We start from the raw sequence: 14626 nt of genomic DNA on the forward strand, positions 1-14626 counted from the left end.
CACCTCCGGGTGTCCCGCCGACGGCGCGTTGTGGTGGAAAGCCCGCACAGCAATTGACTGCACGTCACTTATTAATTCGACGACCGCCTCGGGCCCTTTAGCGCACGCGATTGGTGACCCTCTTCGCATGTCGGACACCTCCCCCACCTGGGGTTATGTCATCGAAATGACTCCATTTCTCACGACTCCTCAGCGTAAGCGATCTGTTACACAATCGTCATCCTGATTGGTCACTGGGAGTCAGCTGAGAGTGAGAGATTGTGCTTCGGCTTCGATCAAGCCATTCAAAACAATGCACATCTCTTGAGAGAGTCTTTGATGAAACGACGGTCTCGGGCCTCGTCCGATTTTGCGGGCGGGGCCTTCTCTACGCGTCGGATGCGCCCCGTATCAGCGCTCCTGACGCTCGGCCTGCTGGTGCAGGCCGGCGTGGTGGTGGACGCGGTGACAGCCGCTCCGGCCACCGCCGCGCCCACACCCGCCACTCCGCCCGCCGCTCCCGCCACCGAGGCACCTGACGAGGCTTCGGCGCTGCTCTCGGCCCGGCTGCAGAAGCGGCGGATCGAGGTCACCAACGCCCGGACCGAGTTCACCACGCTGTGGGCGAACCCGGACGGCACGCTGACCTCCGACCGCTCCACCGGCCCGATCCGGATGAAGGTCGGCGAGGCCTGGGTGCCCGTCGACACCACGCTGGTGCAGACCCCGGACGGCAAGGTGGCGCCGAAGGCGCACCCGGGCGGGGTGGTCTTCGAGGGCGGCGACGCCGGGGTGACGGTCGGCGACAGCCTGCCGGGCGCCGCGATACCGACGACCGCGCCGACCACTGCTCCGAGCGCCGCGGCCACCACCGCGCCGACCACGGCACCGGCGACGTCGCCCAGTGCGATACCGACGGCCCCCGCTTCCGCGTCCCCGTCGTCGTCTCCGTCCGCCTCGGCTTTGGCTTCGGCTTCGGCTTCGGCTTCTGCCTCTGCCTCTGCCTCTGCCTCTGCTTCCGCCTCGGCTTCCGCTTCGGCTTCGGCTTCGGCTTCGGCTTCGGCTTCGGCCGACGCAAGCCGGGCCTCCCGCAGCGGCGCCCGCGCCGCCGCCCAGGCCGCCGACCCGCAGTCCGCCCCGGCCCCGGTCCCCGCCGAGCGCGAGCTGGTCAAGATCGGCTCCGGTGAGCAGCAGGTCAAGTTCGGCTGGCTGGGCAAGCTGCCCAAGCCCAAGCTGGAGGGCAACAAGGCGACTTACGTCAACGCCCGCCCCGGTGTCGACCTGGTCCTCGAAGCCACCCGGACCGGTTTCGAGCAGTTCCTGATAGTCAAGGACCGCTCCGCCGTCGCCCAGACCGGCACGATGACGATCCCGCTGGACACCACCGGGCTCACCGTCTCGCCGCAGCAGGACGGTTCGATCCAGCTGCTCGACAAGGCGACCGGCAAGAGCGCGGTCAAGATCCCGGCCCCCGTCATGTGGGACGCCGCGATCGACCCGGCCTCGCAGGAGCACCTGAACCGCGGCCCGGTGACGATGGAGGTGCGCGGACAGGGCGCGGACACCGAGCTGGTGTTCACCCCGGACGCCGCCTTCCTCGCCGACTCGAAGACCCAGTTCCCGGTCACCATCGACCCGGTGGTGGACGTCGACACCACGTTCGACACCTACGTCCAGACCAACGAGAACATCGACGCCTCCGCGTCGACGGACCTCAAGCTGGGCAGCTACGACGGCAAGGTCGTGGCCCGGTCGTTCCTCACCGTCCCGGGCGGGTCGTTCAACGGCAAGCAGATCCTGGGCGCCACGCTCAACCTCGCCAACTACCACTCCTCGTCCTGCGTCCCGAAGCAGTGGGAGGTCTGGAACGCGCCCGGCGCGGCCTGGTGGACCCGCTGGGGCAACCAGCCCGCGATGGAGAAGAAGTGGGCCACCTCGAACGACACGTACGACGTGGCGAACGACGGTGACAACCACGACTGCTATGCCCCCGACGGCACGTTCTGGGCCAAGGCCGACGTCACCGAGATGATCCGGTACTTCGCCGGGTTCGGCTACAACGACTACGGGTTCGCCCTCAAGGCGGCCGACGAGTCGAGCAACCTGTCCTGGAAGAAGTTCAGCTCCGCCGAGGGCTACTGGCCTCCGTACCTCTCGATCACCTACAACACCGTCCCGGCCACCCCGGCGACGGTGGAGGTGCTGCCCTCGCAGCAGGGCAACCCGCGCTACACCTCGGACGCGAACCCGCGCTTCCAGGTGCAGGCGGCCGACCCCGACGGCGACCCGCTGAAGGTCTACCTGGACCTGTGGCGCGGCGGCACGTTCCTCGGCAGCATCGTCCGGGACACCCCGAACGGCACGATCGCGACCGTCCGCCCCTCCGACTACGGCATCGCCAAGCTCGACGAGGGCGTCCAGTACACGATCTGGGCCATGCTCGACGACGGCAAGTCCCGTTCCGGCTGGGTCGGCACCAACGTCATCGCCGACACCGTCAAGCCCGGTACGCCGTTCGTGAGTTCGGCGGACTACCCGGCGGACGGGCTCTGGCACGGCACCGCCAACCAGGCCGGGTCGTTCACCTTCTCCCCCGCCCCCGGCACCGACGACACCGCGGCCTACGTCTACACCCTGGACGGCGGCACCCCGGTGACGGTCGCCGCGACCGGCGCACTGACCACGTCGATCACGCCGACCACCGAGGGCCGGCGCGTGCTCAGCGTGCAGTCCAAGGACCGCGCGGGCAACCTGTCCCCGCCCGCGACGTACACCTTCCAGGTCGGCCAGGCGGGCATGAGCTCGCCCGTCAACGGCACCCAGTCCGCGAAGCGCGTCAAGCTCGCGGTCGACGCGCAGGCGCAGTTCCAGCGCGTCGTCTACCAGTACCGCCGTGGCCCCGGCGCCGCGGAGTACAACGTCCCGCGCACCAACCTGACCAAGGCGGACAACACCGCGGTCACCGAGGACAAGCCGCGGCTCGCGGACCTCGGCCCGCACGCCAACTGGAGCGTCCTCGACACGCTCGGGCAGGTCGGTGGCGTCGTCCAGGTCCGCGCCCTCCTCTTCCCCGAGGACGGCTCCGGCAACGGCTACGCCACCGTCTGGAACACCATCACGGTGGACCGCAACGCCGACGGTGCGGCCGGAACCACCATCGGTCCCGGCTCGGTCAACCTGCTGACCGGTGACTACTCGAACGACGTGACCGACGCCGGCGAGTTCGGCATGACGGTCAAGCGCACCGCGTCCTCTCGCGACACCCGTCGCGGCTGGCAGCCCCAGGGCGAGCGCCTGACGCTCAACCAGCGGCAGGTCGGCACCGACCTCACCGGCTTCACCGCCGGCCAGGCGACGCTGTCCCGCTCCACGGCCCGCGGCCACGACAACTCGCCCGACTCGCTCCTGGTCGTCCCGGCCAGCTCCGGCTGGGACTCCTTCGCCGCGCTCGGCCCCGAGTACGCGCTCGGCCAGGGCATGCAGCCCGGCAAGACCTACCGCCTCACCGGCTGGATCTACGTCCCCGGCGCGACCGGCCTGGACAACCCGCTGGCCGATCGCGGCCTGCGGATGGTCGGCGTCTACCGCACCCCGGCCGGCTACGGCGAGACCGCCTCTCCGAAGGCGTCGTTCACCGACGGCTGGCAGCAGCTGACGCTGGACCTGACGGTGCCCAAGGACGCCACCGCGGCCTGGTTCCGCCTCTACAACGGCAACACCGCCGGCAGCGGCAAGGAGGTGTTCTTCGACGACCTGTCGCTGAAGGAGATCGTCGCCCCGTTCGGCCCGCAGTGGGCCGGCGGCCCGGACGCGGGCACCGGCTCGGACTACCGGGCGCTGTCTTTCCCGCAGTCCGACCTGGTCGAGATCAAGGGCATCGACGACTCATCGCTGACCTTCGCCAAGGGCAGCGACGGAACGTTCTTCCCAGAGCCAGGCGCCGACACAATGGCCCTGAAGGCCGTCCCGGCCAAGTCCGGCGCGATCGTCCTGTCCACCACGGGCCAGTGCATGGAGGTGCCGAACGGCGCGGCCGGCAACGGCGCCCGGCTGCAGCCCGCTCCGTGCACGGGCGCGGCCAACCAGCAGTGGACCCGTGGGGACGACCTGACCCTACGCCTGCTCGGCTACTGCCTCGACAATCCCTGGGGCCAAACCGACAACGCCACCCCGCTCGTCCTGTGGGGCTGCAACGCCGGCGACAACCAGCAGTGGGAGGTACGCGCCGATGGCACGGTGGCGAACCGCCACTCGGGCAAGTGCCTGGACGCCGACAAGGGCGCCTCGATCTGGGTCTGCTGGGCCGGCCCCAACCAGATCTGGGACATCCAGACCGCTGGCACCACCTACGAACTGGCCCAGCCCGACGGCTCCAAGACTGTCTTCGCCCGCCAGGCCGGCTCCAACATCTACCAGGTGACCAGCGAGACGGGGCCCGACGCCGCGTCGACCACCCGCTACCAGTACGACACCGTCGACGGCCGCTCACTCGTCAAGCGCGTCGTCTCGGCCGTCGAGCCTGGAATCGACGACGTCAACGGCTGCACCGTCGACCCGCTGCCACGCGGCTGCGAGGTGACGGAATACGACTACGCCAGGGCGACCGTCGCCACGGCCTCGACCCCGGGTGACTTCCTGGACCGGGTGCGGGGTGTGAAGGTCTGGTCGTGGAACCCGGCTACCTCCAAGCAGGAGGCCGTGGAGGTCGTGCACTATGCGTACGACGACCGCGGGCGTCTCGTCCAGGCCTGGGACCCTCGGCTGGCCGCACCGTTGAAGACCACGTACGGCTACGACGATGACGGCCGGGTCACCCGGATCAGTGCCGCCGGCGAACTGCCGTGGAACTTCGACTATGGCAAGGCTGCGACCGACCAGGACCCGGGCCGCCTCCTCAAGGTGCGCCGCGGCACACTCGCGCCGGGCACCAAGAACCAGCTCAACGGTGAGGCTGCCACCTCCGTGTTGTACGAGGTGCCGCTGACCCGCGACGCCGGCGGTCCATACGACCTGGCAGGCGGGGACGTGGCCAAGTGGGCACAGACTGACGCCCCCACCGACGCCACCGCCGTGTTCGGCCCGGAGGACAATCCGGTGGGGAACACGGCGTCTGCGGCCAAACCCGGCCCGGACGGCTACAAGCAGGCCGCCGTCTACTACCTCAATGCCTCCGGCAACGAGGTCAACGTCGCCAGCCCGTCCGTTACCCCTGGCGGAGACATCGACACCAAGGAGTACGACCGCTACGGCCATGTCGTACGGGCCCTGGAGGCGACCAACCGCTCGATCGCGCTAGGTACGCACCCGGAGGCGGACAGGTACGCAGCCGAGCTGAACCTCCCGACGGACTCCGCCTCGCGCGCACGACTGCTCGACTCCCGCACCGTCTACACGGCTGACGGCCGAGACGTGGCAGAGACGCTCGGCCCGGTCTACCGCGCCTCGCTCGCCGAACAGGTCAACGGCCAGACCAATCCGGCCGTCGTCACGGCCGAGGCCGAGAAGCTGCCGCAGCTCGGGACCAACGCCAAGGTCCAGATCGACAACGACTGCTGCGGCGTCACCTGGTCTGGTGGCGCCCACCTGAGCATCCGCGGCACGGCTGCGGGCGCGTTCGACGCCATGCGCGTCACCGTTCCCGAGGAGGGCGAGTACGTCCTCTCCGGCCAGCTGACGAAGAACAGCGACCACGGCGTGATCCAGTGGGCGATCGACGGCAAGGACGTCGGCCAGCGGATCGACACCTACAGCGCGAGCGCCGCGGTGGCCCCGTACACCACCGGCGCACCTGTGAAGCTGACGCGCGGCGACCACGAGCTGAAGCTCACCGTGGTCGACACCAACGCGGCCAGCAGCGGCGAGCGATTCCACGCCGGGCTCGACACCGTCACCCTCACCAAGGCGACCGTCAACCCGACGCTCGCCGCCGGGACTTCGGTCGTCGCGCGGGACCACAACACCAACACCTACGACGAAGGGAAGCCCGACGGCCAGGCCTACCACCTGGTCACCACCGCCACCGACGGCGCCCGCATCGACGGCTACGCCGACGACGTCGAACTGCGCGTCACCAAGCACGGTTACGACGCCCCGATCGGCGGCACTCCTGGCTGGACGCTGAAGACGGCCACCTCAGTCACCACTGACGCGCTCGGCGCCAAGTTGACCTCCACGGTCAGGTACGACAGTTCCGGGCGCGCGTTGGAGTCGCGCAAGCCGGGGTCCAACGGCAGCGACGCCGGGACGGTCAAGTCCGTGTTCTACACGGCCGGGACCAACCCGGACGACGCGGCGTGTGCCAACCGTCCGGAGTGGGCGGGCCTGCCGTGCGTCACCCTGCCGGGCGGGACTGCCACCGGGTCGGACGCCTCGCGGATGTCCGTCACGCTGCCGGTGAAGCGGGTCACCCGCTACTCCCCGTTCGGTGAACCGGAGGAGACCACCGAGACCAACGCGGGCAAGTCTCGTAAAACCGTCACCACGTACGACGGGCTCGACCGGATCACCTCCACCGAGATCACCTCGGACGAGGGCAAGCCACTGCCGAAGGTCACCACCGAGTACGACCCGGCGACGGGCGACGTGGTAAAGACCACCGCGGATGGCAAGTCCATGACCCGGGTCATGGACGCCCTAGGCCGACTGATCTCCTACACGGACGCCGACGGCGGCACCACCACCACGGAGTTCGACAAGTTCGGCAAGCCGGTGAAGGTGAGCGACCCAACCGGGTCCACGACCTACGCCTACGACCGCGCGAAGGAGCCGCGCGGGCTGGTCACCTCGGTCAACGACAGCGTCGCGGGCGAGTTCACCGCCAAGTACGGCCCGTCCGGGCAACTGGTCGAGCAGACCTACCCCGGCGGCATCGTCAGGAAGGACACCTTCAACGCCGTCGGTGAAGCCACCAGCCGCGCCTATACCCGCACCTCCGACAACACGGTGGTCTGGGCCCAGACCACCGACATGTCCACCCAGGGCCAGGTCGCCAAGGACACCAGCTCCACGGCCACCCGCTCCTACCAGTACGACCGGCTCGGCCGGCTGGTGAAGGCCGAGCAGAGCACGGTCGCCACCGGCTGCGTCACCCGGCAGTACGCCTTCGACGCCCACTCCAACCGCCTGTCCAAGCAGACCTCCCCGCGCGGGGCGGCCGGCGAGTGCAGCACGGCCGGGGCCACGGCGGAGAACCACACCTACGACAGCGCCGACCGGCTCACCGACGCCGGCTTCGTCTACGACGCCTTCGGGCGCACCGTGAAGACCGCCACCGGCGCGACCAACACCTACTGGGCGAACGACCGCGTCGCCGCCCAGGAGAAGGGGGACACCAAGCAGGAGTGGGCCGTCGACGCCGCCCACCGTCTGACCGCGTTCACCACCAGCAAGAAGCAGGCCGACGGCACCTGGGCCAACGCCACGTCGAAGCTCAACCACTACGGCGACGACTCCGACCACGTCCGCTGGACCATCGAGGACACCACCCAGGGCACCCTGACCCGCAACATCTCGGGCCCGGACACCGACCTGGTCGCCACCACCAGCAAGACCGGTGACATCCAGCTCCAGCTCACCAACCTGTTCGGCTCGGTGATCGTCACCACCGACACCGCACTCACCAAGCCCGTGGTGCTGGACTTCGACGAGTTCGGCATACCCCAGGACGGCCAGGCGAACGTCCGCTACGGCTGGCTCGGCGGCAAGGAGCGCTCCGCGGAGGCACTGGACGGCGACATCCTCATGGGTGCCCGCCTGTACAGCCCGGCCCTCGGCCGCTTCCTCCAGGTCGACCCGGTGCCAGGCGGCAACGCCAGTCCGTACGACTACTGCACCGGTGACCCGGTCAACTGCACCGACCTCGACGGCAACTGGGGCATGCCCAAGTGGCTGAAGAAGACGGTGGAGGTCGTCGCCAAGGTCGCCGAGGTCGCGTCCTACATCCCCGGCCCCATCGGCGCGGTGGCGGCAGCCGTCTCCTCGGTCTCCTATGCGGCGACCGGCAACTGGGAGAAGGCCGCTGAAATGGCCGTCACCGCGGTCGCTGCGACCGTCGGCGCCGGACCAGTGGTCAAAGCCGCCGCAACGGCAGTCAAGACCACGCGGGCGGCAGCGCGCAGCGGGAAGGTCGTCTCCACGGCGAGAAAGGTGTTCCGGCAGACTGGATGCAACTCCTTCGCACCTGACACTCCGGTGCTGATGGCGGACGGGACGTACCTGCCGATCTCACAGGTCCAGGTCGGGGACTACGTCACCTCAATCGCCCCAGAGACCGGTGAAGCCACCTTCCAGCCGGTGCTGGCCGTCATCTCCGGATACGGCACCAAGCATCTGGTCGCGATCGACACCGACGACAATCCGTCGAACGGTTTCATCGAAGCAACCGCCGAACACCCTATCTGGATCAACGACCGAGGCTGGACCAACGCCGACCAGGTGAATCCCGGCGATGAAATACTGGACTCCAGCGGGACTTCGCACGCCGTGTATGCGGTGTTCGATCGGGGCTCGGTCGAGGATCAGCTGGTCTTCAACCTCACCATCGGCGATGTGCACACCTTCGTGGTCGGCGCGGGCGACACTGATGCACTGGTCCATAACTCGGAAGATTTCCCAGAATGCAAGATTCCGGTGCGCATGCGAAACGGCGACGGAATCTTCATGCCAGGCCCGTTCGCCCGAAAGGCCATCAAGGCACCAAGTAGCGCACAGCGCTTCCGAATTCCGGTACGCCGAGCTGTCAACGCCATCGGAGACCGGTTCGGCTGCCACCGCTGTAGCGCCAAGACCCCAGGGGCCAAGAACTGGATTCCGGACCACTGGCCGGCGAACGCCGTACTGAACAAGCTCGGCCTGCTGAACAAGCGCCCCCAGCTTCTTCTGCCGCACTGCCTCAAATGCTCAAATATCCAGCGCAATGCAATGAGCGCGCACGCCCGAAGGAGGTGATAGGATTTTGACCCGAATGCCGCGCCGCGAGACGAGGTTGACATGTTGATTAAATTTTTTGCCGCTGGCCCGATGGATGGCGACCAGGTCTCTGACAAAATCTGCGACCTGCTGGACGTCTTCAATTCCATCCCGCAATTCGTGGCCAACGATGACTGGCAGATCGACATCATGGAGGCGGAGGAGGACGAGACTTTCGAGGGCCACCCCGACGCCGAGCCCGGAGGCTGGATGATCGAGTGCGCGCCCCGCGACGGACTCAACCTTCAGGAGGTCGAGCGCGTGACGACGGCGATCGAGGCGATCGTCCGCGAGACCGGAGGGACTAAGGTCTCGCGGCTGATCGAGCAGGAAGAAGAGTAAATCCCAGCCGACAAGCCGGTGGTGGTCAAGAACCCTTGACCACCGCCGGCTTGCGTCGTTCAGCGGACGGGAGCCGCCTCCCAACGGCGCTCGCGAAGCTCGCCCCCCCATGACGGCTACACGCTCAAGAACACGACAATTTCGTCCCTGATCCGGGAGTCCGGGCGGTTCGTCGGGGTCGAGACGGTTGAGGTCACGGCTTCGATGCAGCCTCCAGCGCCCGGGAGAGGGCGGTGAGGAGGGGGAGGGTGGGGGCGGCGTGGCCCGCCTCGATGGTGCGGACCTGGGCGTCGGTGAGGTCGGCGCGCTTGGCGAGGTCCGCGACGGAGAGGCCGAGGGCGGTGCGGCGCTCGCGGACGGCGCGGGCGAGGGCTCCGGCCGGATCGCCGTCGGGGTGGGTGGGGAAGTCCTCGATCAGGGGGCGCGCGCGGTTCACCGGACCTCCTCATACGCGGGTGGGGGCGCACAGCCTGGCACATGATCAGAGCAGGAAGTGCGAAGCGGCGGTCAAGGATTCTTGACCGCCGCTTTGTCGTCCGGCCGCTTGACTCGCTACGTGACGGGGTGCGGGTGCCCGAGGTGGGGGAAGACGGGGAGGACGTCGGTGTGCGGGAGGATGTGGTCGCTGGTGATCTTGCCGCCGGAGACCATGGTGAGACGGGCCGAGGTCACGTCGTCGACGAGGGTGCGCCCGTTGGGGTAGGCGGCGGGGCGGGAGCGGTCGTAGCGGAGGATGTCCGGGAGGACGAGCTTGAGGGTCTCGGTGGCGGCCGCGGTGGTGTAGTCCCCGGTGTGCTGGAGGACGGCCGTCCAGGCCTCGCGGTAGGTGTCCCAGTCGTCGGCCGGCTCGCCCGCGTTGTACGCGTCCTTCACCTCCTCCTTGTTGAAGTAGGCGGTGAGGGAGGGGTGCGCGCCACGGTCGACGGAGACGAGCTGCCCGTCCTGGCGGAGGCTGACCCGGGCCCAGACGCCGATCGTCGGGTCGGGGCCGAGGTCACTGTCGGGGACTTCGAGGGCGATGCCGAAGACGTTGGCGTCGGCCATGGCGTCCTTGCCGGTCCAGGTGAAGTTGTCGACGATCCCTTCGAGGTCCGCGAAGAAGGGATCGCTGCGCAGGCCGACGGAGAGCTTGCGGCCGTTCGCCTCGATGACGTCGGGCGCGTCCCCGAAGGCGACCGGGGCTTCGGAGAACAGGACGTCCCCGGTGGGCTCGTGCTTCTGCGCGGCGGCGCCGGTCGCGCGGTGGACGGTGACGGTCTGGGCACCGGTGTGGGTGGGGGCGGAGAAGGTGAAGGAGTAGGCGACGTCGGCACGGTGGTCGCCGTCGTTGTCGATGTTGATGCGGTAGACGGCGTCGGGGTGGAACTCGGCCGCCTGGGTGGGGGCGTAGGGGTTCGCGTTCATGATCAGGACGGTCCGGCCGAGCGCGTCGGCGGCCGGGAAGGCGAACACGTCGGTCAGGTCGAGCCGCGAGTCGCCTCGGGGCGAGCGGAGGTTGGGGCCGCTGAGGTGATGGGACATGGGACCGTTGGTAGCAGCCCCCACCCGGCACCAGCCCGACGACACCCGCGCTCCGCCCACCCGTCCGCCGATTGGCCGCGATCTCCCGGCGGACCATCTCCCGGCGGACCTCCACCGGCTCGTCGCGCGGAAGCGGCGAGCCGGTGGCGGAGACCGATTCAGACCTCGACAGTCGCAGCGAACGCCACGAACGCCCGCCGTCAGCCCCCGGCCCGCACGCCGCCGCCGCCGCTACCGAACACCGCCTTGATGAGCCGGTCCAGCGCCTTCGGGAACTCCTGCGCCGGGTCGGACGCGGAGTCGCCGGTGGTCAGTCCGGCAGTCAGGGTCTTGCTGCCGTCGGGGGTTCCGATCATCAGTGCCCCGTAGCCGCCGGGGGCGCCGCCGTTGTGGTGGACGATGGTGCCGCCGTCCGGGCCGAGGTCCTGGACGAACAGGCCCAGGCCGTAGCCGAGCGCCCCGTACGGCGTGCGCATCTCGTCCAGCAGGGGGGCTGGCAGGAGCTTGCCGCCGAGCAGGGCCGCGAAGAAGGTGTGGAGATCCCGGGTGGTCGAGATCAGGTCGCCGGCGCCGACCAGGAGGGAGAGGTTCTGGCGGGCGACGTCGACCACCTTCCACTGGTCGCCGTCCTGGTAGCGGTAGTAGCCGTGGGCGTGCGGCCCGGGGAGCTCCGGCGAGTCGCCCGGCACCACGGTGTCCCGCAGTCCGAGCGGCCGCAGGATCCGCCGCCGCATCTCCTCGGCGTACGGGCGGCCGCCGGCCTGCTCGATCAGGAGCACGGCCAGCGTGTAGTTGGTGTTGGAGTAGCTCTGGTCGGTGCCCGGCTCGAACCGTGCCGGCTTGGAGAGGGCGAACTGCACGAGTTCTTCGGGCCGGTAGCTGTGGAACCGGTTGTCCACCCATTCCTTCCCCATCGCGGGGATCCCCAGTACGAACGTTCCGTCGGGTTCGAGGTCGCCGGTGTAGCTGGCCAATCCGCTGGTGTGCTGGAGCAGCATCCGTACGGTGATCCGCCGGTCCAGCCCGAACTGCGGCAGGTGGTCGGCCACCGGGGTGTCCAGCCCGATCGCGCCGTCGGCCACCAGCTGCAGCACCAGCGTGGCGACGAAGGTCTTGGTGGTGCTGCCCACCCAGAACGTCCCGTCCACCGACGGCTTCGCGGCCTCGCCCAGCTTGCGCACCCCGGCGCTGCCGACCCATTCCCCGCGCTCGTCGTGCACGCGCAGCTGTATCCCGGCGAAGCCGGCGTCGACGAACTCCTGGGTGGCCTGCTGCAGTTCCGGGCGGTCCTGGGCGGTGTCGTTCCCGACGGTGTGGAGGGTGCTGGTCATGGTCGTTCCTCGTCTCACGGTGGGATGTGCGCGGCGCAGTTCGGGGGTGGGTGAGCGGTGCCGCGTCAGAGGCTGCGGGCGGTGATGTCGCCGTAGGCGGTGGTCGCGTGGATGTTCAGGCCGGCGGCGGCGCCGTCGGTGTTCTTGAGCGCGTTGTGGATCCGGCCGTGGGTGGTGCCGGCGTCCAGGGAGGCGGAGACTCCGCGGGCGGCGCCGACGGACACGTCGCCGGCCTCGGTGCGCAGCGTGACCGTGCCGTGCACGGCTTCGGCGATGTGGATGTCGCCCTTGGCGGTGGTGATCTCGGCGGGGCCGTTGAGGCGGCCGACGGAGATGTCGCCGGCGAGGACGGCGAGGTGGGCTCCGGCGGTCTCGTCGAGCTTGACCGAGGCCTGCGCGCCTTCGAAGGTGACGTCGCCGAGGCGTCCGACGCCCCGGAGTTCGGCGCTGGCCGTCTTCGCCTGGATGCGGGAGCCGGCGGGCAGTTGGACGGTCACCTCGACGGTGCCGGACTGGCCGAGGATCCGGTTCTCGGCCGCCGCCGCCTCGATCCGCAGGACGCCGTCGGCGTATTCGACCGTGGTCCGCTCCGCCGCCTTCACGTCGCGGCTCTTCGAGGCGTCGGCGGGCAGGACCTCGACCGTGGTGTCGGCCCGGTCGGCGGCGATGAACCGGATGTGCCCGGCGGGGATGTCGAGGACGGCGGAGACCGGGGCGGGGGTGGCGAACTTCTGCATGATGCTCTCCTGCGGCTCGTTGTTTCTGACAACGGAAACGCTACGTTGCCTTCACGCCACACGGCAACAGCAATGTTGTACGCAATCGACATCACTGCAGGTCAATACCCTATTATCGTTGCAACAGTTGCAGATTTAACGCAACGTCAGCCGGGCCGCCCGTTGCACTGGATTGAGCGTGAACGCTATGCGCCGGCCCGCCCCGGCGCGCCGCCGCATCAGCCCACGGATGTAAACCCCCAGGCCAATGCGCGCGGCCGCACCGTCATCCGGTGGTCGGATGTGGCCGGGTGCGCCGCGATGACAGCCTTCCGTTCAGGTGCACGGAGATCCACCGGACGGTCCGGACGGCCCGTCAGGGGCGCTTGCCCGACAGCCCGGTGTCGAACGACGACCGCACCCGCGAGGACCGCGCGCCTCGGCCCGGTTCCGTCCAGCACACCCAGGGAGGGCCCATGACCACCACGCCGTTCACGAGCCGACACGCCATGACGCGCCGCCGCCTGCTGGGGGCCGCACTGGCCGCCGGAGCCACCGGGGCCGCCGCGCCGCTCGCCCTCGCCCGCCCCGCGTGGGCGGCAGGCGGGGCCGCCGCCCCCGCCACGCCCGCCGCCACCACGCCCGGCGGCCCGGCGCGGCTCACCCTGCCCGAGCCCACCGGGCCGCACCCCGTGGGCACCGTCCCGCTGCACCTGCTCGACGCCTCCCGCCCGGACCCGCTGGCCGGCCCGGGCCGGTTCCGCGAGCTGATGGCGAGCGTCTGGTACCCCGCCCGCGAGGCCGGGGCGTACCCGCTCGCGCCCTGGATGACCGACGGCGCACTGCGGGCGTTCCTCGCGGACACGGGCTTCGCCATCGACCCCGCGCTCGCTCCGCTCACCTCCGGCCGCGTGGGCGCCCCGGTCCACCGCGCGGGCCGCCGCCTGCCCGTCGTCGTCTACTCGCACGGCGCGCACAGCCACCGCGCCGACCACACCGTGATGGTCCAGGAACTCGCCAGCCACGGCTACGTGGTGGTCACCGTCGACCACACCCGCGACGCGATCACCGAGTTCCCCGACGGCCTGGTCCTCACCCCGGACCGGAGCGTCCCGATGGGGCCGAAGGACTTCGCCGCGGACATCCGCTTCCTCCTCGACCAGGTGGAGGCCCTCGCCGCCGGGCGCAACCCCGACGCCGACGGCAGGCCGTTGCCCGCCGGGCTGCTGCACGCCCTCGACCCGGACCGGATCGGCATGTTCGGCTGGTCGAAGGGCGGTACGGCCACCGTCTACACCATGCTCACCGACCGGCGCGTCCGCGCCGGACTGAGCCTGGACGGCCCGATGCAGCCGACCATCACCACCGACCTGGACCGGCCGTTCATGATGATGACCGCCGAGTTCACCCGGGCCGGCCAGCCGGACGTCGCCGAGTTCTGGACGCACCTGCGCGGCTGGCGGCTCGACGTCCAGGCCCAGGGCGCCGTGCACGTCTCGTACGGCGACAACCAGGTGCTGATCCCGCAGGCCGCCGAGCTCCTCGGCCTGACCGACGAACAGGTCCGGGGCATGATCGGCACCCTCGACCCGGCCCGCGCGGTGAAGATCCAGCAGGCGTACCCGGTGGCCTTCTTCGACCTGCACCTGCGGCACCGCGCCGGCCGCCTCCTCGACGGGCCGTCCGCGGCCTTCCCCGAGGTGACGTACCTGCCCTGAGGCGCTGCCCTGACACGTCGCCTCGCGACACTGCTCCGCGACCGTGGCGGCC

General features: G+C 69.8%; 7 protein-coding genes. 3 read left to right on the top strand and 4 right to left on the bottom strand.

The features are described from left to right. Window positions 1-378 precede the first annotated feature (378 nt). Both ACIQVZ_RS05040 and ACIQVZ_RS05045 read left to right on the top strand, forming a co-directional pair. Complete coding sequence (locus tag ACIQVZ_RS05040) at window positions 379-8925, top strand: ricin-type beta-trefoil lectin domain protein (RefSeq protein WP_402447299.1); 8547 nt, start codon at window positions 379-381, stop codon at window positions 8923-8925. A gap of 42 nt (window positions 8926-8967) precedes the next feature. Then, window positions 8968-9288 (top strand): hypothetical protein, encoded by a 321-nt coding sequence (locus tag ACIQVZ_RS05045; protein ID WP_402447300.1) that lies wholly within the window; start codon window positions 8968-8970, stop codon window positions 9286-9288. 193 nt (window positions 9289-9481) lie between these two features. On the opposite strand, the gene ACIQVZ_RS05050 is transcribed toward ACIQVZ_RS05045, so the two are convergent. The 4 genes from ACIQVZ_RS05050 to ACIQVZ_RS05065 form a co-directional block, all read right to left on the bottom strand. Beyond that, window positions 9482-9724, bottom strand: coding sequence for a helix-turn-helix transcriptional regulator (locus ACIQVZ_RS05050; protein WP_402447302.1), 243 nt, complete (start codon window positions 9722-9724; stop codon window positions 9482-9484). 116 nt (window positions 9725-9840) lie between these two features. Further along, window positions 9841-10809 carry a DUF4331 family protein gene (locus ACIQVZ_RS05055; RefSeq protein ID WP_402447304.1) on the bottom strand — a complete coding sequence of 323 codons (969 nt, stop codon included), beginning with the start codon at window positions 10807-10809 and terminating at the stop codon, window positions 9841-9843. A 200-nt stretch (window positions 10810-11009) separates the two neighbouring features. Further along, the gene (locus ACIQVZ_RS05060) at window positions 11010-12140 is read right to left on the bottom strand and encodes a serine hydrolase domain-containing protein (RefSeq protein WP_402447305.1); all 1131 of its coding nucleotides are present in this window, start codon (window positions 12138-12140) and stop codon (window positions 11010-11012) included. Between the two features lie 65 nt (window positions 12141-12205). Then, window positions 12206-12877 (bottom strand): DUF4097 family beta strand repeat-containing protein, encoded by a 672-nt coding sequence (locus ACIQVZ_RS05065; RefSeq protein ID WP_402447307.1) that lies wholly within the window; start codon window positions 12875-12877, stop codon window positions 12206-12208. A gap of 455 nt (window positions 12878-13332) precedes the next feature. Here ACIQVZ_RS05065 and ACIQVZ_RS05070 point away from each other — a divergent pair, with 455 nt between their 5' ends. Then, on the top strand, window positions 13333-14574 hold the full coding sequence (locus ACIQVZ_RS05070; protein WP_402447309.1) for an alpha/beta hydrolase family protein: 1242 nt from the start codon (window positions 13333-13335) through the stop codon (window positions 14572-14574). Window positions 14575-14626 lie beyond the last annotated feature (52 nt).

The organism is Kitasatospora sp. NPDC098663 (assembly GCF_044760075.1).
In the GTDB taxonomy this organism is placed as follows: Bacteria; Actinomycetota; Actinomycetes; order Streptomycetales; family Streptomycetaceae; genus Kitasatospora.